The organism is Streptomyces sp. NPDC048462 (genome assembly GCF_043200175.1).
GTDB lineage: Bacteria > Actinomycetota > Actinomycetes > Streptomycetales > Streptomycetaceae > Streptomyces.
Genome location: NZ_JBICXG010000029.1, coordinates 37812 through 59035, shown reverse-complemented (window position 1 = coordinate 59035; position 21224 = coordinate 37812). Strand labels below are relative to the sequence as shown.

The 21224-nt window shown below is 69.0% G+C and carries 23 protein-coding genes; 6 read left to right on the top strand and 17 right to left on the bottom strand.

Annotation, left to right across the window (positions count from 1 at the left end; translation table 11 throughout):
• Positions 1 to 97 precede the first annotated feature (97 nt).
• The 10 genes from ACGFU6_RS32910 to ACGFU6_RS32865 all read right to left on the bottom strand — a co-directional run bounded on the left by ACGFU6_RS32910 (position 98) and on the right by ACGFU6_RS32865 (position 7908).
• Positions 98 to 535, bottom strand: a complete 438-nt coding sequence (locus ACGFU6_RS32910) for an RRQRL motif-containing zinc-binding protein (protein ID WP_393616236.1) — start codon at positions 533 to 535, stop codon at positions 98 to 100.
• Positions 522 to 1019, bottom strand: coding sequence for a hypothetical protein (locus ACGFU6_RS32905; RefSeq protein ID WP_393616235.1), 498 nt, complete (start codon positions 1017 to 1019; stop codon positions 522 to 524). Before ACGFU6_RS32905 ends, ACGFU6_RS32910 begins: the two co-directional genes overlap by 14 nt.
• 143 nt (positions 1020 to 1162) lie before the next feature.
• Entirely contained in the window at positions 1163 to 1345 is a 183-nt protein-coding gene (locus tag ACGFU6_RS32900; protein WP_329156361.1) for a hypothetical protein, read from the bottom strand.
• On the bottom strand, positions 1342 to 2841 hold the full coding sequence (locus tag ACGFU6_RS32895) for a hypothetical protein (RefSeq protein ID WP_393616234.1): 1500 nt from the start codon (positions 2839 to 2841) through the stop codon (positions 1342 to 1344). Before ACGFU6_RS32895 ends, ACGFU6_RS32900 begins: the two co-directional genes overlap by 4 nt.
• Before the next feature lie 169 nt (positions 2842 to 3010).
• Positions 3011 to 5155, bottom strand: a complete 2145-nt coding sequence (locus tag ACGFU6_RS32890; protein WP_393616233.1) for a hypothetical protein — start codon at positions 5153 to 5155, stop codon at positions 3011 to 3013.
• On the bottom strand, positions 5155 to 5613 hold the full coding sequence (locus ACGFU6_RS32885) for a hypothetical protein (RefSeq protein WP_393616232.1): 459 nt from the start codon (positions 5611 to 5613) through the stop codon (positions 5155 to 5157). Before ACGFU6_RS32885 ends, ACGFU6_RS32890 begins: the two co-directional genes overlap by 1 nt.
• Positions 5614 to 5717: 104 nt before the next feature.
• Positions 5718 to 5930, bottom strand: a complete 213-nt coding sequence (locus ACGFU6_RS32880) for a hypothetical protein (RefSeq protein ID WP_393616231.1) — start codon at positions 5928 to 5930, stop codon at positions 5718 to 5720.
• Positions 5931 to 6175: 245 nt separating this feature from the next.
• Positions 6176 to 6382 (bottom strand): hypothetical protein, encoded by a 207-nt coding sequence (locus tag ACGFU6_RS32875; RefSeq protein WP_393616230.1) that lies wholly within the window; start codon positions 6380 to 6382, stop codon positions 6176 to 6178.
• 300 nt (positions 6383 to 6682) lie between these two features.
• The gene (locus ACGFU6_RS32870; RefSeq protein ID WP_393616229.1) at positions 6683 to 6910 is read right to left on the bottom strand and encodes a hypothetical protein; all 228 of its coding nucleotides are present in this window, start codon (positions 6908 to 6910) and stop codon (positions 6683 to 6685) included.
• 629 nt (positions 6911 to 7539) lie between these two features.
• Positions 7540 to 7908 carry a hypothetical protein gene (locus ACGFU6_RS32865; protein ID WP_393616228.1) on the bottom strand — a complete coding sequence of 123 codons (369 nt, stop codon included), beginning with the start codon at positions 7906 to 7908 and terminating at the stop codon, positions 7540 to 7542.
• A gap of 258 nt (positions 7909 to 8166) precedes the next feature.
• Between ACGFU6_RS32865 and ACGFU6_RS32860 the strand changes: the two genes are divergently transcribed.
• The 3 genes from ACGFU6_RS32860 to ACGFU6_RS32850 all read left to right on the top strand — a co-directional run bounded on the left by ACGFU6_RS32860 (position 8167) and on the right by ACGFU6_RS32850 (position 10704).
• Positions 8167 to 8922 carry a GntR family transcriptional regulator gene (locus tag ACGFU6_RS32860; RefSeq protein WP_393616227.1) on the top strand — a complete coding sequence of 252 codons (756 nt, stop codon included), beginning with the start codon at positions 8167 to 8169 and terminating at the stop codon, positions 8920 to 8922.
• 202 nt (positions 8923 to 9124) lie between these two features.
• Positions 9125 to 10138: an AAA family ATPase gene (locus tag ACGFU6_RS32855; RefSeq protein WP_393616226.1), complete on the top strand. Its 1014-nt coding sequence runs from the start codon at positions 9125 to 9127 to the stop codon at positions 10136 to 10138.
• Positions 10135 to 10704 carry a guanylate kinase gene (locus ACGFU6_RS32850; protein ID WP_393616225.1) on the top strand — a complete coding sequence of 190 codons (570 nt, stop codon included), beginning with the start codon at positions 10135 to 10137 and terminating at the stop codon, positions 10702 to 10704. Before ACGFU6_RS32855 ends, ACGFU6_RS32850 begins: the two co-directional genes overlap by 4 nt.
• Before the next feature lie 7 nt (positions 10705 to 10711).
• Here ACGFU6_RS32850 and ACGFU6_RS32845 read toward each other — a convergent pair whose 3' ends face one another.
• Both ACGFU6_RS32845 and ACGFU6_RS32840 read right to left on the bottom strand, forming a co-directional pair.
• Complete coding sequence (locus tag ACGFU6_RS32845; RefSeq protein ID WP_393616224.1) at positions 10712 to 11551, bottom strand: DUF1932 domain-containing protein; 840 nt, start codon at positions 11549 to 11551, stop codon at positions 10712 to 10714.
• 4 nt (positions 11552 to 11555) lie between these two features.
• Complete coding sequence (locus ACGFU6_RS32840) at positions 11556 to 12209, bottom strand: HAD family hydrolase (RefSeq protein ID WP_311314902.1); 654 nt, start codon at positions 12207 to 12209, stop codon at positions 11556 to 11558.
• 606 nt (positions 12210 to 12815) lie between these two features.
• On the opposite strand from ACGFU6_RS32840, the gene ACGFU6_RS32835 reads away from it, so the two are divergent.
• The 3 genes from ACGFU6_RS32835 (at position 12816) to ACGFU6_RS32825 (ending at position 16535) form a co-directional block, all read left to right on the top strand.
• A complete protein-coding gene (locus ACGFU6_RS32835) occupies positions 12816 to 13085 on the top strand; it encodes a helix-turn-helix transcriptional regulator (RefSeq protein ID WP_311314901.1) in 270 nt (89 codons plus the stop codon).
• 973 nt (positions 13086 to 14058) lie between these two features.
• Positions 14059 to 16239, top strand: coding sequence for a hypothetical protein (locus ACGFU6_RS32830; RefSeq protein WP_393616223.1), 2181 nt, complete (start codon positions 14059 to 14061; stop codon positions 16237 to 16239).
• Positions 16236 to 16535, top strand: a complete 300-nt coding sequence (locus ACGFU6_RS32825) for a hypothetical protein (protein ID WP_393616222.1) — start codon at positions 16236 to 16238, stop codon at positions 16533 to 16535. Before ACGFU6_RS32830 ends, ACGFU6_RS32825 begins: the two co-directional genes overlap by 4 nt.
• 71 nt (positions 16536 to 16606) lie before the next feature.
• Here the strand turns inward: ACGFU6_RS32825 and ACGFU6_RS32820 are convergent, their stop codons facing one another.
• The 5 genes from ACGFU6_RS32820 to ACGFU6_RS32800 form a co-directional block, all read right to left on the bottom strand.
• The gene (locus tag ACGFU6_RS32820) at positions 16607 to 17008 is read right to left on the bottom strand and encodes a DUF4357 domain-containing protein (protein WP_393616221.1); all 402 of its coding nucleotides are present in this window, start codon (positions 17006 to 17008) and stop codon (positions 16607 to 16609) included.
• A 259-nt stretch (positions 17009 to 17267) separates the two neighbouring features.
• Complete coding sequence (locus ACGFU6_RS32815; protein ID WP_393616220.1) at positions 17268 to 18239, bottom strand: DUF4231 domain-containing protein; 972 nt, start codon at positions 18237 to 18239, stop codon at positions 17268 to 17270.
• 4 nt (positions 18240 to 18243) lie between these two features.
• Positions 18244 to 18804: a hypothetical protein gene (locus ACGFU6_RS32810; protein WP_393616276.1), complete on the bottom strand. Its 561-nt coding sequence runs from the start codon at positions 18802 to 18804 to the stop codon at positions 18244 to 18246.
• A 555-nt stretch (positions 18805 to 19359) separates the two neighbouring features.
• Positions 19360 to 20280 (bottom strand): hypothetical protein, encoded by a 921-nt coding sequence (locus tag ACGFU6_RS32805; RefSeq protein WP_393616219.1) that lies wholly within the window; start codon positions 20278 to 20280, stop codon positions 19360 to 19362.
• A gap of 268 nt (positions 20281 to 20548) precedes the next feature.
• Entirely contained in the window at positions 20549 to 21214 is a 666-nt protein-coding gene (locus tag ACGFU6_RS32800) for a hypothetical protein (protein WP_393616218.1), read from the bottom strand.
• Positions 21215 to 21224 lie beyond the last annotated feature (10 nt).

Sequence of the window (21224 nt, the reverse complement as noted above, 5' to 3'; positions counted from 1 at the left end):
AGGTCATGTGCTCGGGGCCGGGCTGCCCGGCTCCCCTTCACCACCCGGGCCGCGGTGCGCGGTACGGGTGGATCAGGCAGCCGTCAGGGTTGAACGGTCAGGCTGCGGCGGCCAGTTGACCGACGCTGTGTCGCATGTAGCTGTCGGGTGCGGCCGGGGTGCCGTCGTAGCACTCCAAGCACGATCCGAGGGTGCGTAAAGGAAGGCAGTGGTAGTACCGGCGCGCGCACTTCGGGCAGGTCTGCCGGGCGGCCATCGCCTTGTCGAGCGCGACTTCCATGGCGAAGGTCATCGGCCGTATCGGCTTGGCCTTCTTGATCTCGTACAGCCACGCCATCCGCTTGCCGCCCCGGAACTCGATGACCGCGACCGGGTCCTGGCCGCCGGGCCGTAAGCGCTGCTCCCTGAGTTGCCGCCTGGTAGCGAGCCCTTTTGGGGCCTGTCTCCAGCGGTGGACGGGGAGGGCGCCGGTGGGGTCGGCGTAGAGGTCGATGTCCCGGACGGCCGGCGGGGACGTCGCCTCAGCGGCGGCCACGGCCTCGGTTGTGTCCGCGGCCGGTGTGGACCTGCACCTTGGCGCGGCCCCGGGCGTTGACGTTGATCGACCGGCCGCTGCCGGGGCCGGTAACGAGCATCTTGAAGAGGACGAAGCCGATCAGCGCGACGCCGGCCAGGATGGCGAGCGCCTTGGCGAGCTCCAGCAGCGCGGCGGCCAGGAAGTAGACGCCGATACCGGCGATCCCGAGGATGACCGCGACCAGGGCGGTCTTCACCAGGAGTGGGGAGACGTAGGGCTGCGGGGCCGGGGCGGGCGGCGCCGTGTAGTACGCGACGGGCTGGCCGTTCGGGCCGGGCATCATGACCACCCCGTCCAGACTGGGGGTCGACGGGTAGACGACGCTGCCGTGGGGGAGCGGGACAACGTGCTGTCCGTACTGCGGGGCGGGCTGCTGCCCGTACTGGGGCGGCAGCGGCTCGGGGTAGTAGGTGGGCTGGGGCTGCTCGCCGTAAGACGGCATGATGGGTCTCTCCTCTGCTTGGGGAGCTCGGGCGCATGTCATGGCGTGAGATCGCCCGGGGAGGCTTCGGCCTCTTCACCGGCCTCCGGGGGTGCTGAATTCATCCCCGGGGGCCAGTGGAGCCGTCGAAGCTCGTGTCCGCTTCAGTCCGTCAGGTGCCGCCACCGCGTGGGCAGCAGCTCGTCCCGGCGCATCAGGATCGTCGTCGGGTGGCCGGGCCCGGCCTTGGGGAGCAGAGCGACCGGCTCGGTGCCCAGGTGGGTGAAGTCGAACTCGAAGTCCGTGTCCACGGTGTCCTCTTCCTCTTCTTCCGGCCGGTGGGTCACGCCGCACCGACGCTGTCGCTGTTGTCGTCCTCGAAGACGTCCAGGGCATCGGCGATGACCGACTCCTCGAATCCGTCCTCTTCCGCGAGGCGCTTCTTCGCGGTGCGGACGCGGTCTCCGACCCACGTCTCGCCCTTGCCGTACTGGTTCGCGAGGCGCTCCAGATCCGGCGCGAGACCGGACAGCGAGCACTTCGCGATGTACCGCTCGGCTTCGTCACGCTGCTGCTCGCGCACTTCGCGAGGAACGCGACCACCGTTTTCCGAGGCGGTGAGGGCGGGAACCGCGCTGAGCGCGACCCCACTTTCCGAGGCGCGGCCCGAAGAAATCGAGGCGCGGGCGACTGCACTTTCCGAGGTTCCGCGAGTCTTGGCGGCGGCCCGCTCAAGGGCGCGCTGCCGCTTGATCTTCTCGGCTTCCTCCAGCGCTCGGGCCTCAGCCTCAGCCCTGATCCGCTCGGCATCCGCAGCGGCTTCGGCCTCCCGGCGCAGGGCTTCCGCCTGGGCGTCGGCTTCCTTGCGCAGCGCCTCTGCCTGCGCTTCTGCCTTGACGATCTCCGCCTGGCGGGTGGCCTCACGGTCCCGTTCGGCCTGCTCCCGCTCCCACTGCTCGCGGCGGCGGCGGTCCTCGATCTCGGCCTCGGTCTTGCGCCGCGTCGTCTCGATTTCTGCGGTGCGCTCCGTCAGCGCGAGCCGCTCGCGGTCCGCCTCGATTTCTGCGCGGCGGGTCCGGTCAGCCGCCTCGATTTCTGCGGTGCGCCGCTCGTTTTCGAGCCTCGCGATTTCCTCGCGTTCGCGCCGGGCCGCCTCGCGTTCTGCGTCCGCGCGCTTCGCGGCGGACTCGCGATCTGCCGCCTCGCGCTTGTCGGCCGCCTCGCGTTCTTCCCTCTCGCGGGCTCGCTTTTCGGCTGCCTCGCGTTCCGCGACCTTCACGCTCTCGAACTGCGCGATGATCGCGGCCAGTTCACCACGGCGGCGGGTGGCGTACTTGCGGTAGCCGGTGGCGGCTTCCGCGAGCAGGATCAACAGGGCCGGGGCAACGGAGTGGAGCAGGATTCCGCCGGCGTCCGGCTTCTGCGGGACGAAGTGGAAGTGGCCGTCCGGGTAGAGCGACGTCCAGCAGTTCATCACCCAGGTGGAGAGGCCGGCGGTCCAGCGCAGCAGGAACGGCCAGCCGCCGGGCTTGTAGTCACCGCCGTGCTCCGCGAGGACACCGTCGACGTACAGGACGGTGATCAGGGCGAGGCTGGCCAGCGGGTCCAGCATCCAGGCGATGTACCAGGGGATCTCGTGGGAGACGCCGAACCGGGTCACATTCACACAAGTGAAGATCAGAGCGCCGCCCCCGAGGGTGAGCAGCGCCTTGGTGACCATGGCCAGGACCTCGTCCAGCTTGGCGATGGACTTCTTGGCCTTGGCGGCGTCGTCGGCGCTGACCGGCGCGGGGGTGCGGGGGGCCCCGGCCGGTGTCGGCCGGGGCACGGTCGGGGGACTCATGTTGATTACCTTCCGTAATGTGCGGGGGGGTGTGCGGCGCACATTGCACAGGGTGCAAACCGGGATCAATCACCTGTGTGCGGGCCTGCACACTGGAAATCCCCTTAGGGAGGGGAGGGGCCGCACAGTGCGGTGTGCGGTGTGCGGCCCGTCCCGGGATTAGTGACTCTCAGTTGCCGTTTTCGAGCGGGGAGCGGATCAGGTCGTACGATCCGTAGCCCTCCTCGGACTCGTCCTTGGCGATGACGCCGTCGTCCAGGAGCTGCTTCTTCAGGCGGTTCCACCAGTCGCGGGCGCCCTTCTTGTCGACCCGCATCCACAGGTCGTTGAGCTCCTTGGGCTCGAAGTTGCCTTTGCCATCGCGCACCCAGGAATCCAGGCGAGCAAAGATGGCGGCCTTGGCGTCTTCGGGGGAGAGCTTCTCCTGGTCGTCCACCAGGCCCGGCAGCGAGAAGACCGGGGCGTCGTCGGCCGGCGGCTCGATGTCCGTCTCCACGTTCAGGTGGTCGTACGCGCCGGGCTCGGGGTCGGCGGCCAGGATCTGCCGCAGTTCCTCGTCCAAGTCCTCGGTCTCCTTCGCGAGCAGGTCCGGGTCGATCTCCACGTCCTCGTCCTCCTCGTACTCGTCGTCGGCGTCGTACTCGGAGGCCGGGTCCGCCGCCGGGGCGGCGGGTGCGGCCGGCTGCTGGGGGAAGGCACCGGTCCCGTCGGTGTCGCCCTCCAGAAGCGGGGTGGTGTAGGAGGTGCGGTTGGTCCACAGCGCGCCGAACGCCTCAGCGGTCGTAGCGTCCATGGGGGTGCGCACGTTCATGCCCGCGGTGACGGCGGCCGCCAGCGTGGGGCGGTCGGCGTTGTAGGTACGGGCGGTGACCGCCCATCGGTCTTCCTTGATCCCCATTCCGGCCGCGTACAGGTAGCCGGGCTTCCTGTTCGCCCAGCCGGGGAAAGCGCCGGCGTCGATCGCCTCGGGCGGCAGGACGTACTGGGCTTCCGCCCCGTCGGACAGCCCGTAGGCCATACCAGCGGGGTGGTTGGAGCGCGCCGTGGTGTCCATCTGGTCGTGCGTGGCGCGCTGGATGGAGGAGAGGAACCACCCGCCGGTGGAGCGCAGGGTCCGCAGCACCTTGCCGTACGCATCACCGTCGGCGAAGTCGGCGGCTTCCTCACCGATGATCAGCAGGAAGTTCAGGCCGCAGCCCGGCTTCCACTTCGCCAGGCCCTTGGCCGCGAGGTACTCGCCGCGGGCCTTGATGACCGTGTGCATCTGCTTGAAGAACCGACGGGCGTCCTTCTCGCTGGTGATCACCATGTCGGCGGCGTGCCGGACGTGCCCGTAGTCCTGCATGAACTTGCTGCAGTTGATGACGATGACGGACACCTCGGTGCGGGTGGCGGCCTCGGTCACGATGATCGAGTTGCCGACCGTCTTGCCCGCGCCGTTGACGCCCTGGGCGACGCAGTGCTCAACGTTCTCGCCACCCTCGACTTCCTGCGGGTCGTTGAGGATGCCGGGCAGGTTGAGCTTGAGCGTCTCGCCGTCCTCGTACCGTCCGAGGTTGATCGGCATGTCGCCGAACCCGGCGCCGAACGCGGAGGGGCCGGGCCAGGCGAACCCGTCCTTCAACAGGTCGGCGACCTGGACCCGCATGGTGATCAGCGAGGCGTCGTCGTCATCAACGGTGTGGGTGATACGGCCGGACCCGAGCTTGAGCGCGGAGGTCATGGCGGGGATACGGCGGGCGAACTCGTCCGCCGTAGCCCCGTCCTTCGCCTCGACCTTGGCGACGACCGTGCCCTTGCCGTTGGACTTGGCCTCCTTCAGCTCGTGCTTGGCCAGGCCGATCTCGGACTCGAGCTTGGCCCACTTGCCATCGGCCTTCTCCCCCGCGCCCTTCTTGTGCAGCGCCGACCAAAGGTGGTTGGCGATGCACAGGCCGGACCCGGCGAGCGCCCAGGCGCCCATCGTGGCGCCGGACTCCAAGCCCACTACGGTGCCGAGGGTGATCCCGGCCGTGGTGGCGACGCTGTTGACCTGGTGGAGGTAACGGACGTCCTTCTCGCGCTTGGCCTTGACGTCCATGTGGTTGATCAGCTTGACCAAGGCCGCGCCGGTGCCGGCCAGACCGAGCGCGGCGAGCGCCAGGGAGGCCGGGGTGGTGGAGAGCAGCACGTGGGCGGTTTCGGCGACGATGCAGCCGCCGATGTTGATGCCCCACGGGCCGCCGTAGGTGACCCATGCCTTCTTCGAGGACTCCTGCTCCTCTTCGGTACGGGTGTCGATCTTCTTCGCTCGTGCGGAGATACGGCGAGCCATTACGCTGCCTTTCCGGCCTCGCCCGGACGCCCGGCGGCGCCCTTGGGCTTGTCACCGATGGAGAATCCGGGCTTCGAGCCCTTGCCCTCGCGCGCCTTCCGCTCAGCCTCGATCTCGGGCTGGATGAAGTGCTTGACGAACGAGGCGTACATCTTGACGCCGCTCAGCCCGAGAACCTTCGCGGCGGACGCGCCGCCCTTGAGGTGGGCGGACACCAGCTTCGAGCGGATCTTGGACTGGGCACCGAAGGTCCACCACTTGCCCTTGTACTGGGACAAGATCGCGCCGACCATGTCGGCGTCCATGCCGATCCGCATGTGGAGCTCAAGGCCGATCGCGCGCAGGATCCGGGCGTACTGGTAGAGGTCGCGGTCGGTCGCGAACTCGATCTTCTCCAGCTGCTGGATGAGCTGGGAGAGGTTCGAGCCGAGCTTCTCGCCGCTGTCGCTGTCGCTCATGTCGGGATGAGTTCCTTCCAGTGAGGGGGTTGTGTGGGATGGGGGGCTGCCACCTCCCCGCGGGCCCGCACCTCGAGGTGCGGAGCCACGGGCAGACGGCAGGCTCACCGGCTGCTGGTGCTGGCCTGGTCGTTGCCGGCGTTCTGCACGGCGGTGCTGATGCCGCTGCCCATGCCGTTGATGGCCCCGGCGAGCGGGGACGTGGCGAGGGCGTAGCCGCAGACGAGTGCGGCGAGCAGGACTCCGGCACGCATGTCGGAACGCCAGAACAGCCAGGTGGCGCCACCGGCGAACAGGAACAAGGGCAGTGCAATCACGAGGTCCTCCAAGGACGGGGAGTCGGGGAAGTGCTCTCCAGCCGCGAGGGCCGAACAGAGCTGGAAGCGGGTGCTCCTTCGCTCTCCACCGCCACCGGACCGCCTCGAGGGGCGGGCCGGTGGCGACTGGGCAACGCAGGAAGCGCGGCGTACCGATCAGCGGGACAGGAGCACCGTGGCGATGACGACGAACGGGCTGGCCATACCGAGCAGATAGATGACGCGCATAGCTCGTACCTCCGGGGTCAGGGGGCGGATCGCGGCGACGGACGGGGGTGATCCACCGGAGCGTGCAGGCGGTGTACCGGGTGCCCAGCCGCCCAGGCCCTGGCGGCGGCCGCGGCTGCGGCAACGAGCAGGGCCTGGGCGAGCGGGTGGTGGATGCCGTGGGCGGTGAGGGCCCGGCCCGCGGTGTGCTGCGCGGTCCGGGCCCGGGTGATCCAGAGCGTCACTTCTTGCCAGCGTTCGATCCGCTCGACTGCCGGTTCTGTTCCGCGTTCTTCCGGGCGAGCTCTGCGCGTTCGGCGTCGGTCATCGCTGGCCACCGCCCTGCGCGTTGCGGCGGTCGGCCTCCTGCGCCCTGCGCAAGGCCTCGTCGGCCTGGTTGCGTGTGATGATGTTCATCGGGCCTCCTCATCAGGTCCTGACGGCCCCGGGGGTGCGATCCTCGGGGCCGTCGTTGTGGTGCGGGACGGGTTGTCCCGACTCCCGCCCTCGCCCGTTCCAGCCGGGGCGGCTGGACAAGCAGGACGTCAAGCCCGGCGGGGGCGGCGGCGGCAGTTGTTCGCGTGGTCCTGCGCCTGGGCCGCAGTGGGCTGCGTCGGCCAGGCCCACTCGCCGCAGCCGGTGCAGGTGCTCGTTACCGTGCGGTCGGGGAGCTCCCGAACGTCCACCTCGGCTCCGGCCGGGGTGGCGTAGACGGCGAGAAGCAGAGAGTGGACGGCGGGGGTCACGGTCGGGCGGACGGTGCTGTCGAACATCGGGCCTCCATCAACGTTCGGGACAGCAGGGGCTGTCACGGCGTTCTGAGCGCGTTCCTCCACGCTCTCCACCGCTCACCGACCGCCGAAGCGGGCGATGAGCGACTGGGCAGCGCGGGGCTGCAAAACAGGGGGCGCGGCCTCTGCCGCCGCGCTGCTCGTCTTGCCGTGCTGGAGGGAGACGAGGTGCCCTCAGTCCCGACGCGGCTCCTCGCCTCGGCTGGAACCAGGTACCGAGGGTCTGGGAGCGGGTCGCGTCGTTCTTTACGTCGTGGGATGTAGGCCCTCCGCACTCGCCATCAGTAATGAGCGCCCGGTTGGTACTGCACCGGGCCGCCCCAAGCGCAGGGCACCTGACGGGTCATTGCACGTGCCGACTGCCACCACCAGGGGTAATGGCGCCTCACGACGGGTTTCCACTCACCTCTGACCGGTGTGCTCACGGGCGGAACTGCGGTGGTGGATCACGCTGTTGAGTTCTCAAGTAACGGCCGCTTCCTTCGTACTCACCCCTGCGGGCTTTCCTCCGGGCGGTCAATCGGGGACCGAGGGTCCGGCTCCCTCATCCGGCGCCGCCCGCAGGGGCAGTTCCGGGTGGGGGAGCCGGGTCCGTGAAGACCCGGCTGGAGCTAGGCCGCGAGCGGCACGGGCTCAGTGGCGGTGACCGGCGGCGCGATGCGCAGCTGCGTGGCGTAGGGGAGGAGCACGTCGACCAGGCGCTCGCGCACCAGCTCGGTGGCGGTCGGGTCGTCGGCAACGATGTCGCGGGCCGCGTACCGCCTCGCGAAGAACTGCTCCAGAAGCTCCTGGCCAGTCAGACCCTTCTCGCGAGAGGTCGCGAAGGGCTCGTGCAGCTCCAGCGGCGTACCGAAGGCGATGTCCAGGTCGATGTCGCCGAAATCCGGCAGTGCCACGTCGATGGCGTCCAGCAGCTCCTGGGTCTCCGTGTCGAAGTACTCGGTGGCGAGGCTGGCGGCGGGGCGGCGGGTGACGTTCATGGGGTGGTGCTCCTCTCGGAAAGGCAGGGCGCTGGAGGCGTCCCAATGGCGGTCAGGCAGGGCTGAGCAGTCCCGAGACGAGGTCTCGTTCACCTCGTTAACGAGGTTGATGGACTCAGTGAAGCGGTGTTCGTTAGTGATGTCAAGCAGCTCGTTAACGAGGTACTCTCCTCGAGTGGCTCTTGCCTGGATCAAGCCGCCCCTACGGCGATCCCGATAGCTGGCCGCCATAGGATCGCTAGCGAGGTAGGGAGACACATGGCGAAAGATGCGGGCAGCCAGTTGCCCAAGTACCGGCGGATCGCAGACGACCTGAAGGCAGCTATCGAGGCCGGGGAGTACGGTCCCGGCGATCGACTGCCAGGCGAAAACGCACTCGCTGCGCAGTACGGTGTCGCTGCACTCACCGCCCGCCAGGCTCTTCGCACCCTCAAGAACCAGGGGCTTGCTGAGTCCCGGAAGGGCGCGGGCGTCTTCGTTCAGTCGTTCCGCCCAATCCGGCGACATGGCATTCAGCGACTGGCACGTGACCAGTGGGGCGCAGGAAAGTCGATCTGGTCGGCCGACGAAGACCGGCCGCTTGCTGTTGATCAAGTAACCGTCGACCAAGCAGTTCCGCCGCCGCACATCGCTCGTGTGCTTGAGCTGGGGGAAGGAGAAACTGCCTGCGTGCGCTCCCGCCGATACGTGCTGGACGGTCGCGCAGTGATGATCGCCATTTCCTACCTCCCCTACGAGTTGGTGGAAGGCTCGGCAATCACGCAGGCGGACACAGGACCGGGTGGCATCTACGCGCGGCTCGTAGACCTCGGTCACACGGTGGTGCGCTTCCGCGAGGAGATCCGAGGCCGGCTGCCAACAAGCTCCGAGGCTGCGGCACTCGGCATGTCTGATGAGCGGTCCGTGATCAAGCTCTGCCGTACGGCCTTCGACCGCGAGGAGCGCGTCGTCGAGATCAACGAGATGACCCTCGACAGCGCCTCGTACGTTCTGGACTACGAATTCGATGCCTAACCGTTCGATGCCCTGCATCGCCGCCCCCTGACTGGTTGTCTTGTGGGGCCAATCACACCGGCGACAGCAGAGACGGAACATCACAGCGGCTTGTCGAAGCTCGTGCGCATCGCTGTTCACGGGTTTTCAACATCCACGTACACATGGGATTTGGGGACCGAGCCCTAGGCTCGCGCCCATGCATATGACGGAGGGGCAGAGGATGGCGAAGCAACGAGCGGGATGGCGGCCCGACCGGCTACTCGAGCAGCGGGAGGCTCACGGGCTGACCCTGGAGAAGGCCGGCGAACGCCTCCGGGAGGTTGCCGAGCGGGCCAAGCTGAAGGGCATCCCTGCCGCGAACCCTCAGACGTTGTGGCAGCACGAGCAGGGCGAGGTCTACCCGGGCCCGCACTATCGGCGGGCCTACTGCCTCCTGTACCGCGCCACCGAGCCTGACCTTGGCTTCCGGACCGCTCTGCCGGGTGAGGAGACGTCTTTCAAGCTCACACCGATGGACGACCGCCTCAACGGGTCGCACGTCCTGGCCGTCGAACGTGCGATTCACCGCATCGCTCCGGGCTCGGGGGAAGCTGATCACTTCGACCTCCAGCAGCGCATCATCGATGCCTGGAAGCGGAGGCACACTGGCGGCGATCCGCACCGCCCGGTCCTCATCCTGGTCGGCGGATACGCGGGCAGCGGTAAGACCGAGCTGGCCCGGTTCTTCGTTCAGCTCACCGGCTGGCCGCTGCTCGACAAGGACCCCCTCACCCGTCCTCTCGTCGAACGGCTGTTGGTCGCGCTGCGCGGCGACGCGAACGACAGGCACACCGATCTCTACCGCGAGCAGGTCCGCCCGGTGGAATACAGCTGCCTGATGCAGTCAGCCATGGCCAACATCAAGTGCGGGATCAGCACCGTGTTGACCGCGCCGTTCATCGGCGAGATGACGGATCCGGAATGGATGGAACGTCTGACGAACCGGTGCTCCGCGATGGGCGTCGACGTCTTCCCCGTATGGGTTCGCTGCGATCAGGAGTCGATGCGGGAGTACATCACCTTTCGCTCCGCTGCCCGGGACGCGTGGAAGCTGGCCCGCTGGGAGGAGTACCTCGAAACGATCGACCTGGAGCTGCGCCCGGCCGTTCCGCACCTGGTCGTCGACAACCGCATGGGCACTGCGGTCTCGCTCGCTGATCAGGCCCGCCAGGCGATGGGGTCGATGTACGCATGAGCCAAAAGCAGAGCGTCATCCTGTACGGACCGCCGGCCTCGGGGAAAGACACCATCACCCACGCCTTGGCTGAACTCGATCCGCGGTACAGCCAGTTCGCCCGCCTCAAGGTCGGCACGGGCAAGAGCGCCGGCTACCGCATGGGCTCGGAGGAGCAGCTGCGGCAGCTGGAGGCCGCGGGCGACGTCGTCTACGTGAACGCCCGGTACGGCAACACGTACGCGATCGACAGGCCCGGCGTCGACGCAGCGTTCGCGGCCGGGGTGCCCGTGGTGCACCTCGGGCAGGTCGATGGCATCCGCGCGCTGGTCAACGGCTACCCGGCCGACTGGTCGGTGGTGCTGCTGTGGTGTCCGCGCGAGGTGACCGAGCAGCGGTCGGCGGAGCGCGGCGACAGCGACACCACGGCGCGCCTGGCGGCGTGGGACGCGACCCGCGCCGATCTGGACAATCACCCGGGTACGAACTGGGACCTGACCATCGACACCGCGACAGCGGGCCCGAAGGAGTCAGCGCGGCTCATCGACCAGCTGCTGGCGCAGCGGTCGGGAGTGGCGTCGGCATGAGCGCGGGCTACGGCTGGGCGAGTCGGTCCAGGGCATCGGTGAGCGTGAGCTCGCTGTCGTCCTTGACGTCGTGCCACCGTGCCAGCGTGGTCGCGGCCGCGCGCAGGATCTCCGGTGGAAGGCCGGCGGCCGCGAGCGCGTCGGCGGCTTCCTCCAGCTCCGGGCCCCAGCGCCACGCGCGAGCCGCGGTCTTGGCGACGTACTGCGGCTCGGACAGGTACGAGTCGGTGCGCTTCGAGGCGATCTCGATGAGCTCCTGGTCAACGCCGTGTTCGCGCGCCATCCCAACCGCGAGCGCCACCAACACCCGCGAGGTCTTCTGGAATGCGGCGTACGACAGCTTCAACGCAGACGCTTTCCCCACCTCCGTGCCCAGCACCGCCGTCCGGACTGCGGTGCCCGCGAACAGCGCCTTGATGCACTCGGTCGCGCCGACCGGGCCGGACAGGTACAAGGTCGGAGCCTTGCCGCGCACCGGCGGGGAGCCGACAACCCCGCCGTCCACGACGGTGGCATCCGGTTCGAGCAACGTGGCGATCCGCTGCGTTCGCACGGGGTTGATGGCGTTCGCCTCCACGTACACCCCGGCGAAGTGGTGCCCGGCAACGTTGCGGGCCAGGCCCTCGGCTGCGGCTGGCGGGCAGAGGCTGATGACGATGTCGCTGCGGTCCACCAGTTCGGCCAGCGTGGCCACGGGCGACAGCCCGAACCGGGTGGCGCGCTCCACGGACGCGGTGCTGCGCCCGGTCTCGCACCACAGGACCTCGGCCGCGTTGGTCGCAGCGCAGGCGGCGACGGCGGCGCCCATGCTGCCGGGGTGGAGGATGCCGACGGTCGGCTGGTCCACGGTGCTACTCCCAGGTTTCGTTGAGCAGGATGGTGATGGCGTCGGTGACGTCGTCGACGACGTGGTGAGCGGCGGGAAGTCCGTCGGGCCAGGGGCGTCCGCGCAGCCAGATGGTGCGCAGGCCGGCCTGGTGTCCGCCGCCGATGTCTCCGGTCGGGTTGTCGCCGATCATCCAGCCGCCCTCCGCGAGGCTGACTCCGCACCGAGCGGCACCGAGTTCGAAGAGACGCCGGTCAGGCTTGCGGATCTCCAGGTCGCCCGAGGCGGCGACGCCGTCAACCAGGGGGGCGAGGCCGGTCCTGGTGAGTTTGGCCCGCTGGATGTCGCCGGCCCCGTTGGTGATGATGCCGATCGTCCAGGCGGCCGCGCGCAGGCGGGCCAGGCCCTCGAGGACCTCGGGGCGGCAGGTGACGGCGGCCGACATGAGGTCGACGTACTCCTGCCACAGGTCTGCGGCCGATGCCTCCAGGCCGAAGGCGTCCCGCAGCCGGGCGAAGTCGTTGGCGGTTGCGCGGTCGGCCAGCTCGATGCGCAGCCACTGTCCGGCGTCTGGGGAGAGGGCGCGGGAGCGGCACAGGCACGTCAACGCGTCGCTGAGCGCCGACTGTCGGTCGGTCAGCGTGCCGTCCAGGTCGAAGAGCGCGAGTTGGGCGGTCACGGTCACGGACGATACCCGGCTGCTGTCGACCGGGATCCGTTGGCTGCCAGCTTCATTGTCTTGGGGGAGGAGTGCCATGGCAGAGCTGCGTGCATGCGGAGGTCGCGTGACGTTGGGGGAGCGGGAGGTCCGCTTCCTTTCGGAGATCCCGCACGGGTCGCCGTCGCTCGATGTGGACCTGGAGTGCGAGCTGGAGTGCGGACACAGGGGTCCGCACCACAGCATTGGGGACACGTCGCATTCGTTTGGTGCGGGGCGGCTAGCCAACGGCGAGGCCGTGGCCTGGTGGGTGCGTTGGGACGACTCCACTGGTCGGCGCGACGTGGTCCCTATGGGGAACTGCCCCGTGGAAACAGCTCGGGGTCAGGTCTTGTCCGAGGTCTGCATCTTGTTCGACAGGCACCCGGGCCGTCACACCTTCGAATGGGAGGCCCCGGGGTGATGGGCACGTTCGCGATGCTCCGGCCGCGTAGCTCCGGGTTCCGCAACAGCGGGGAGCGATCGAGAACAGATGTGACCTCCGCAGGCACCACGCTCGTTCTAGGTACCGAAGATCGCTTGGGTGATGTATGTTTTCGGGGATGGTTGCCTACGGTGGAGGTTCCAGTGTCTGACCCGCTGAGGCGAATTGACGCCCTGGTGGAGGAAGACGTCCTCCCCGAGCCAGCCGTTCGGCAGCGCCTCAGGCTTGCGGCCGGCCTCACCCAGACCGAGGTCGCCGACGCTATCGGCGTGAAGCGCCTCGCGATCTCACAGTGGGAGGCTGGGCGAGCACAGCCGCACCGTGGAAATCGCCGTGCGTATGCCCATCTCCTTCGGCGGCTGGCGGAGAAGCATCCCGAGGCCGCTATCGAAGTGGCGTCCGATGAGGGATGACTTCACGGCCGTGGCCGCTTCCGCACATGCTGACGCCAGCCTCCGAAGGGGGGTTGGGATGACCTAGCGGCCATCGACCGCGCAGCCGAGAAGCGGATTTACCACCCGCTGGCCTCGCGCGGCCCGTCTACCGACCGGCTTACCACCGTGTCGGTCTCGCCCAGGTCCCAGTTCGCGCTGGTCCTGAGCTGCGGCTACCAAGCCGCTCGTTCCACAACGGCCCCTAACCAGGGCCATCCACAACCGGCCACTAACCACGGCCACCACAGCCAGATCAGTACCGCCCGCTTCACCGGAGCCCCCACCACAGGGGTCTTCGCGATCCGCAAGCAACCAAGAGAGAGGAGAGATCTCCCCCACCCGGTCGGTGTGTGCCCGCTTCTCACGAAGGGGGCGGGTCTCACCCATCTGCAAAAACATCCATCCGGCGATACGCCGACTGGTACAGAGAGGCGGTCGTTCTCATAGTGCACGAGAGTGGTGTCCCCTGTCAGCTTGACCCTGTCCGTTTCACCCCGGTTCAGGCGCGGCGGTCGTCCCGTGTGACTGAATCGCCGTACGGTTCATCCCCTCTTTTCCTGTTCGTACAGGAAGAGGGTCTTCCGGTAGGAAGCTACAAGCACGGTGCTTTCGGGGCGGTCTCGCCGGGCTCGCTCGCGGCGCTGGCCGTCCGGCTCGTACACCCGCTCGCGGACGTCGTCCGCAACTCCGTCGACGGGACCGTCCTCGGGGGCGGCTTCCCATGTGACGGGACGCGATCTGAAGTTGTTGCCCGCCGTGCGGGAGCGACGGGGGCAATCGGGGTTCGCCGGCCTCTGTCCACAGGCCGCCTCGTGCAGGCTCGGCAGGTGGATGACAAATCGAGCGTTTCGGCTGCTCAGGGGGGTGTCTGCTTTGGCGTGTACACCGGCCCCATGCAGACGCAGAAGATCGCGGCCCGTACGGGTTCCGCTCTCGCCGGGGCGGTGGGCCGATGAGCGCCGTGGCGGCACCGACCGCGCTCCCGCGCCCCCGTACGTTCGTCGGCGGGGCTGCGCGCCGACGGCTGCGGTCGGTCCCGGCACAGGCCGGGCCGGTCGCGCGGCTGGAGGTGGGCAACCCGCTCCAGCTGACCGAGACGATGCGCACCCGGCTGCTCGCGGCCGTGCGCGCCCTGCTGTCGGACCCCGGCCTGAAGGGTGCGGACGACCCGGTGCGCCTGGCGGCCGTCGTGCTGATGGCGAAGGCCAAGGTGGCGAAGAACTACCGCGCGACCGTCACCGCGAAGGAGCTCGGTCGGTGGGTCGGGCTGAAGCCGTCCCGGATCGGACACCACGTCCTTCCGCAGCTGCGTGACCGTGGCGTGCTCGGCTCGAACGAAAAGGTCAGCCCGATCGGGCGGGTGACGGGCCTGAAGTGCTGGGTGATCCCGATGTACCGGGCGCAGCACGGCGGGGACCGTCGGCACGCCCTGGCGCTGTCGCGGGTGGATCTGGTCGTGCTCCTGGCGCTGATCGAGGCGTTGTTCGCGCCGGGCTGGAATCACAAGGACGGCCGGGTGACCCCGGCCGGGATGCTCGCGGACCGTACGGGGCGCGGGGCAGCGACCGACCGGCTCGGGCTGCTGCTGATGGTGCTGTCCTCGAACGCGAAGGGCTGGCTGCCGTTGTGCTCGGGCAGCGTGGACACCGAGCGGGGCCGTCCAGCGGCGACGGTGGCGCAGCTGCTGGGCTGCTCGCCGGCGGGCGGGGCGAAGGTGCTCTCCCGGCTCCAGGAGCAGGACGTGCTGTCGGTGGACCGGCGGGATACGGCGTCGGGGCTGAACGCGCGCAGCCGGGTCCGGCTCCTGCCGGTCGCCAAGGCACACGGGATCGCCGTCCGGGAGGCCCGCGAGGTCGCCGACGCGGTGTTTTCAGACCTCGCCGTTACTGCATCCGGCGATCTTGAGGCGACGATGGAGGCTGTGACCCCTGTGGTTACTGGGGTTCAGGGCGCCGGGGAGGCCCTGGAGGCAGGTTCGGCAGACCGCGCCGATGCTGCACACCTTCACGCCTCTCACGCTTCTGTGGTTACTCCCGGTGGGTCTCTCTCGCTCTCTGGTGGCTTTTCCGGCGAAGGCCGTGGTGGGTCCGGTGATCTGCCGGACCGCGCGTGCGTGCGCGAGGACGGCGGCCCGCTCCGCGGGGAACAGCCGAAGAAGTCCCCGTCGATCAGCAGCGAGAAGCCCAGCCTCGGGCCGGTGGCCGGTGCTCCGGTGCGGGTCGTGGACGGTGCGGGCCAGGGCAGGCAGCAGCGGGGGAGGGTGCCTGGGCCGCCGAAGGATCTGCGGGTCGTCCTGGCCCCGGTCGACCTGGTCTGGGCGCGCCTGGAGCGTCCGGCAGCCCGGAAGCTGGTGGAAGCTGCGGCGGGCAGCGAGCTGGAGCGGGTGATCGGTTTCGCCGGTCGCACGGATGCGCCGCAGATCCTCGCCGACCGGCTCGCCCGGCGCCTGGACGAGCAGATGCGGCTGGGCAAGCCGATCGTCGACCCGGTGGGCTGGCTGATCGGCCGGGGCCTGCCGCAGCGCCAGCTGTGCGCGGAGCCCCGGTGCGATGAGGGCGCGCTGCTCGATTCCGGCCGGGACTGCCCGCGCTGCGAGGACCGGCAGGCAGAGCGCCGCGCCCAGCGCCGCACGGTCGCGGCCGCCGTCGACACCGCAATGCCGCACGCCTCGGAGACCGAGCGTCGTACGGCCACCGAGCAGCAGCTGCATCAGGACGTGACCGCCGAAGCGTGGGCCAAGGCCCGCCGCTGGGAGCAGGCCCGTGGGCAGCGGGCCGCCGCAGCTCAGGCCCGTGCCGCGGCCTCGCAGCCGGCCGACGACGTCCCGGCCGCGCCGGTGGCACCGGTCGTGCTGCCCGCGCCGCGCCCGGTCGCCGTCGTTCCCGCTCCGGGGCCGGAGTTCACCGACGCCGACGTCGACCAAGAGCTGGTCCTCGAGGAGCTCACCCGGGAGCAGGTCCTGGACTGGCGCGACCGCGCCGCCGCCAACCACCAGCTCGTCCACGATCACATCGACCGGTACGGCGAGCTGTCGGCGCAGCGGTTGTTCACCCGGGCGTTCGTTTCCCAGGTGCAGCGCCTGTCCGGCCTCGGACACCTGGATCTCGGCTACTCCAGCTGGGGGCAGGCGTGAGCGGCGGCGAGCCGCCCGGCGTCGACCTGGCCCGGGTCGCGCTGCGGGCCGCGATGGAGGCCGCCCGTAAGAACGGCACCGACCCGAAGGCGAAGAAGCAGCCGCGGCCGGTGCGCACGGTGCGCCGCGACGGGCGCGACCACCGGGCGGTCCTGCGTGACGGCGCCCTGGGCCCAGGCCGGCAGGATCTGCGACGTCAGGATCGCCTCGTACTGATCCTTGGCCAACTCGACGGGAACGATGCCCTCGTCTCTCATCACCCGTTCCACTTCCCTCTCCTGCAGCCTGCTGCCTGATCCCGGTTGGTGTTCGCTCCTTCGTGCCCGTGTCCGGCGGGTAGCCGGGCACGGGCACGAAGGAGGAGGTTCTACTCGGCGTCCAGCTGGCTGCGCAGCTTGTCGAGGGTGACTCCGTCGCGGGTCTGCCACAGGGTCCAGCCGTTGATGACGTTCCCCGTGACCGCCTCGGCGGCCTTGGAGGGGGAGGGGAACGTCGAGGAGTGGCCGTCGACGATCAGCTGGCCGTCGGCGGTCACGACCGCCCGGCCCGACCGGTTCGCGCGGCGCTGGTGGAACGTCAGCTCAGACCCCGATTCGAGGAGTCCGGCCTGCATCAGGGCGGCGAGGGGCCCGTGCGGGACGACGGTGGCCGGCTGGGAGGAGGTCTCGCCTCCTCCGAGGGTGAGGGTGACGTGGATGGTGTCGTCGTTGCTCGCGCTCGCGAGGCTCGCGATGACGGCGGGGTTGAAGTGGATGCTGAGGGTGGCCATGAACGCTCCTGCCGGTAAAGGTCCGAGGACCCCATCACTTGCTTTTCCTTTGATCGTAAGCGACATAAGCAGCATGAGTCAACTTCGATTGTGAGCAATTCAGCAGAACTATGGGCTATCAGGCCGCCGCGCCGCGGGCCTACCCCGGCGTCGGCAGGTAGCGAGGGCGACGGGGAGGGCCAGAGGGGCGGTACACGGCGGGTTCCGAAGCCACCGGAGCGAGCAAGGTCGGGCTCCGGCGTCGGCAGACGCTTCGCCGTCAGGCTGCGGGTGGCTGACTGGAGGGCACGGCTTGGTCGGCGGGCTGGTCCAGCTGCTGCTGGCGGCGCCGCTGCTCGTTGCGGTGCTCCTCGACGCGCTGGGTGAACAATTTCAGGGCCTGGGGCCGGTCCTGGTCGTAGTTGCTGTAGGGCCCAATACCGAGGTTGAAGGCGTTGACTTCCTCCTCGATGGAGTCGGCGGTCTGCAGCAGGAAGTAGCTGCGCTCGCGGTACTTGTAGTAGCCGGTGAACGCAGCGGACAGCGTGACGGCAAAACCGATCGCGACGATCGTCACGTTCTGCCAGGTCAGCTTCCCTCCGGTGTCCAACGCGGCCACAGTCGTCGTCGCTGCGGAGCCGATCATGATGAAGTTCTGCAGCGTGTTGTGGACGTGTCGATACTTTCGGCTGTCTGTCCTGTGCTGCTCAATGACGTCCGCAGCATCCTCGCGGTAAAGACCCCGCTGGAGGTCAAGCGAAGTTCCGCGCAAGGCACTCACGATGCGCGCTGATCCCCGTGTCAGGTCGAGCCGATCCTCCAGCTCGGCCGTGCTCTCCTGGGGGCCTCGTCGTCGCTTGTCGGCTTTGACCCCTCCCAGGCACAGTGCGATGACGATGGCGAACCCAATGTCGGGCCCGATGAAACGGGCGGGCGTCTCCCAGATCCAGGCCGTCCAGCCGACGCTGGCCAGGAGCGAAAAGGCGGCCACCGACAGAGCCACCGTCCGAACCCGTGCGACAGATTGCGCGCGGCCAAGTTCTCGCTCAGCCTTCGCGAGATCCCGGTAGACGTCGAGGCCCTCGGCTTCCCGCATGGCCGCTTCCCAACGCGATTGCTCTTCAGGTTCTTCGTCTGGCGCCACCTCGCTGCCAGGCTCTTGTTCACGAATGCCCTCGGTCATTGCCTGTGAGATCCGTTCTTCTGCGGCCCGCATCCGGCTGGGCGCGTCGTCGTCGAGGCTCCGTGCCATGGAATCAGCGGGCGAACGCTTCGGTCAGGCTGATGCGGTAGCCGTTCTCTTCCATCAGCACGACGGTGACGCCGAACGGATCGGGGTGATCCAGCTCGATGGGGGTGAAGGAGAAGTTCACCGCGGCCTGGATCGGCGGCACCAGCTCGCCGCCGGGCTGCGGGGCGGGGGCCGGCCTCCAGTCCGGGGCGACCGCCGCCCAGCCCTCGGGGCTGCGGGACAGGAACTGCTCGGTGTAGGGGAACTGGTACAGCACGTGCCCGGCCGGAGTGGCGAGCACCATGTTCAGGCACGGCGCCGGGCCGACGATCGGCAGCTCGCAGGCGGTGGCGACGTCGTGCGTCTCCCAGGCGAGGACCACCTCGTCCGCACCGGCCGCCGCGGCGATGTTCGCGAGTTCCGCGATCCCGGCGAGCGCGTCCTGGCCGACCTTGAGCGGACGGCCCCAGACCAGCCCGACCAGCTCGCCGCGCACCAGCGGCATCATCAGCGGGCTCGGCACGCTCCCCTCGCCCAGCGACGCGCTGTACGTCTCCTTCGCGACGCTAACCAGACCGTTCCACATCAGTGCATCCACGGGAGCCCCCTCCACCTGCCGTAACCGATCAACGCCGACCCTGCCACTCAGGGCGATGCCTGTCAGCGAGATGATCAGCCAGCTCCCGGCCGGATGCGGTGCGAACCAGGCTGTGGCCGACCAGCTGTGGACCGCCGCATCACTCAACAACCCGAGGCGCGGACAACGACGCGTCGCACCGTATCCATCACCTCGTCGGTCAGTCGTTTCGCCTCGGCCTGGACAACCACCGAGATCGATGGCACGTCCGACGGAGCGCCCACTCGGTCAGTTCCTCCGGGACTCCCAGCAGGTGGAATGGGGTCCGGCTGTGCCGGGTCAGCCACGCCCGGTGCTCAGCTCCGCGGCGGTGTGACTGAGCGCTGTACCTGGCCCGGATTGACAACTCCGATGCACAGATTCGGCCCGACGGTGACGCCGAGCGCGAGCTGGCCCGCCTGCTCGCGTCGACCAGCGGAACGGTGCCTCGGACGTGGCCCGCTGCGGCTTCGAGGACTCAGCGCAGCACAGGAGCGCCGGGCGCCTGCGCATCGGAGATTTCGATCAACCAGTCGAAGACCATCTGCCCCTCGCTGATGCGTCCCGCCAGCGCCGGGTATCAGCTGCTGAGGTCGAGCATGCCCCACGCGGTGAACGGCTCGGCCTGGACGTAGATCCTGCTTCCTCGGCCGACGACCCGTCGGCGGCCCGGGCGGTGCCATCAGGGAGGGTGAGCAGGCCGACGTGCGTTGGCTCGATCGATGATTTGGTGAGCTGGCCGTGAGCGAGTCGGTCCTGCTCCTCGCCGTAGCCGCCGTAGAAGGCCACCTGATCTCCGTGGACAGCCACTGCCTTGGCGCCCCGTATCTGGTTCGTCCAGACCCTCACGGGCTGTTCGCGTCGGTCGGGGCGTATCTCAGCGAGCGGGAAGTCCGTGTAGGTGCAGGCCCAGGCGGTGGTGCCCGACACGTTCAGGGCGTAGCAGTCGAAGAGACCGGGGATGTCGGCACTGTCCGACGCCCACATGGGGTGGCCTGTGGTGCTCCATCGGCGGATTCCGGACGGGTTCTCGTCGAAGTGCCCGACCCAGATCAGGCCGGCCTCGTCCACGAGCAGGTGCTCGATGGCGTCTCCGACGGAGAAGGACGAGGTCTCCTGGCCGAGTCCGTCGAAGAGCTGGACCTGGTTCCCGTCCTCGTACCGACGGGCGCGAGACGCAGCGACGACGAATCCGCCGTCGGGCAGGCGGTCCAGATGCGGCCAGCGGGCCCGGACGGCGCGCAGCTCGGTAAGTCCGACGGCGCCGTCCGGATGGACGGATACGACCAGGGCGTCGAAGACCCGGGCATCGCCGCCGGGCTGCGGAGCGTGTTCGGCGAGCAGCCATTGGGCGACACCGAATACGTCGACGGTACTGGTCAGGACGTGGTGGTCGTGGTGAGCTCGGGGGAGGTGGGCGTAGGGAGTGAGGGCGGTCGTCTGCACGGGCGGGCTCTCCTGGGTGGGCAGTCACGGCCATCGGGCGCTGCGGTGAGCGGCGGGCGGCGGTGCGCGAGCGGTAGAGAGGGGAGCGGGGCGCCTAAACGGCATGTCCCTTTCTGGTCGTCATGAGGTGATCATTGTCGACGTCCCACCTCGTGACTAACTCTTTCGTCGCGCGGCCCCCATAAGACCTGTGACTGAGCGCTCCACTTGGCCCTTACGGCCAACCCGAACGCTCAACGGCGGGACCGACGAGCTTGGCCTTCGGGGGTCAGGTGCCACCCAGGCCCCACGCATCGAGTCCGCCGTAGATATGGGTCCTGAGGCAGTGGGGGGCGTCAAAGCCCGAGGCTTCGCCGCGGTAGACGGCGATCAGGGAGTCCTTGCCCCGCCACCATGTGTCAGCAAGTCCCTGGACTTCAGGTACCGGCTCGAATCCGTCGAGGCCCAGCTCCTCAACGGCGCCACCCTTGATCTTCGTGATCGTCTTGGCCCAGTAACCCGCATGGGCGGCCAGAGCCAGGGCTTCCACCCAACCCTCTGTGCTGGCGTGTAGCGGTGTCCAGTGGTCGGCGTCGATCCCGAACTCGCCTCCCGGCCCGATCATGAACCCGTAGGCCATCGAGACGCGACAGCCGCCTGCCGAGAACCGCCATCCGCCCACGGCCGAGCCTTCGGGCACATCGGCTTCCAGAACCCGCGGGCCGCCCTCGTATGCGGGGGCAGGGGGCAGAGCGATGCCGCCCCAGCGCTCTTGGAAGGCCACGGCCCGGTCGATTTCCGCAGGCGGTATCCCGTGTCCGAGCCATACCTCCCGATAGAGCGTGAGGTCGCGGCGGGGAACACGCAGCCCGTGCCCCTCGACGAAGTAGCGGGCTCGTCGGCTCAGGCCTTCAGGCGCCTGAGGAATCAGTGGCAATCGAGTGTCCGCCGTCATCACTTCTGCC

Bases quoted from the DNA above. Each gene is read 5' to 3' on its own strand.
- ACGFU6_RS32905 (WP_393616235.1), bottom strand. From the start codon at position 1,019: ATGCCGTCTTACGGCGAGCAGCCCCAGCCCACCTACTACCCCGAGCCG.
- ACGFU6_RS32895 (WP_393616234.1), bottom strand. From the start codon at position 2,841: ATGAGTCCCCCGACCGTGCCCCGGCCGACACCGGCCGGGGCCCCCCGC.
- ACGFU6_RS32890 (WP_393616233.1), bottom strand. From the start codon at position 5,155: ATGGCTCGCCGTATCTCCGCACGAGCGAAGAAGATCGACACCCGTACC.
- ACGFU6_RS32885 (WP_393616232.1), bottom strand. From the start codon at position 5,613: ATGAGCGACAGCGACAGCGGCGAGAAGCTCGGCTCGAACCTCTCCCAG.
- ACGFU6_RS32870 (WP_393616229.1), bottom strand. From the start codon at position 6,910: ATGTTCGACAGCACCGTCCGCCCGACCGTGACCCCCGCCGTCCACTCT.
- ACGFU6_RS32865 (WP_393616228.1), bottom strand. From the start codon at position 7,908: ATGAACGTCACCCGCCGCCCCGCCGCCAGCCTCGCCACCGAGTACTTC.
- ACGFU6_RS32860 (WP_393616227.1), top strand. From the start codon at position 8,167: ATGGCGAAAGATGCGGGCAGCCAGTTGCCCAAGTACCGGCGGATCGCA.
- ACGFU6_RS32855 (WP_393616226.1), top strand. From the start codon at position 9,125: ATGGCGAAGCAACGAGCGGGATGGCGGCCCGACCGGCTACTCGAGCAG.
- ACGFU6_RS32850 (WP_393616225.1), top strand. From the start codon at position 10,135: ATGAGCCAAAAGCAGAGCGTCATCCTGTACGGACCGCCGGCCTCGGGG.
- ACGFU6_RS32830 (WP_393616223.1), top strand. From the start codon at position 14,059: ATGAGCGCCGTGGCGGCACCGACCGCGCTCCCGCGCCCCCGTACGTTC.
- ACGFU6_RS32820 (WP_393616221.1), bottom strand. From the start codon at position 17,008: ATGGCCACCCTCAGCATCCACTTCAACCCCGCCGTCATCGCGAGCCTC.
- ACGFU6_RS32815 (WP_393616220.1), bottom strand. From the start codon at position 18,239: ATGGCACGGAGCCTCGACGACGACGCGCCCAGCCGGATGCGGGCCGCA.
- ACGFU6_RS32810 (WP_393616276.1), bottom strand. From the start codon at position 18,804: ATGTGGAACGGTCTGGTTAGCGTCGCGAAGGAGACGTACAGCGCGTCG.
- ACGFU6_RS32800 (WP_393616218.1), bottom strand. From the start codon at position 21,214: ATGACGGCGGACACTCGATTGCCACTGATTCCTCAGGCGCCTGAAGGC.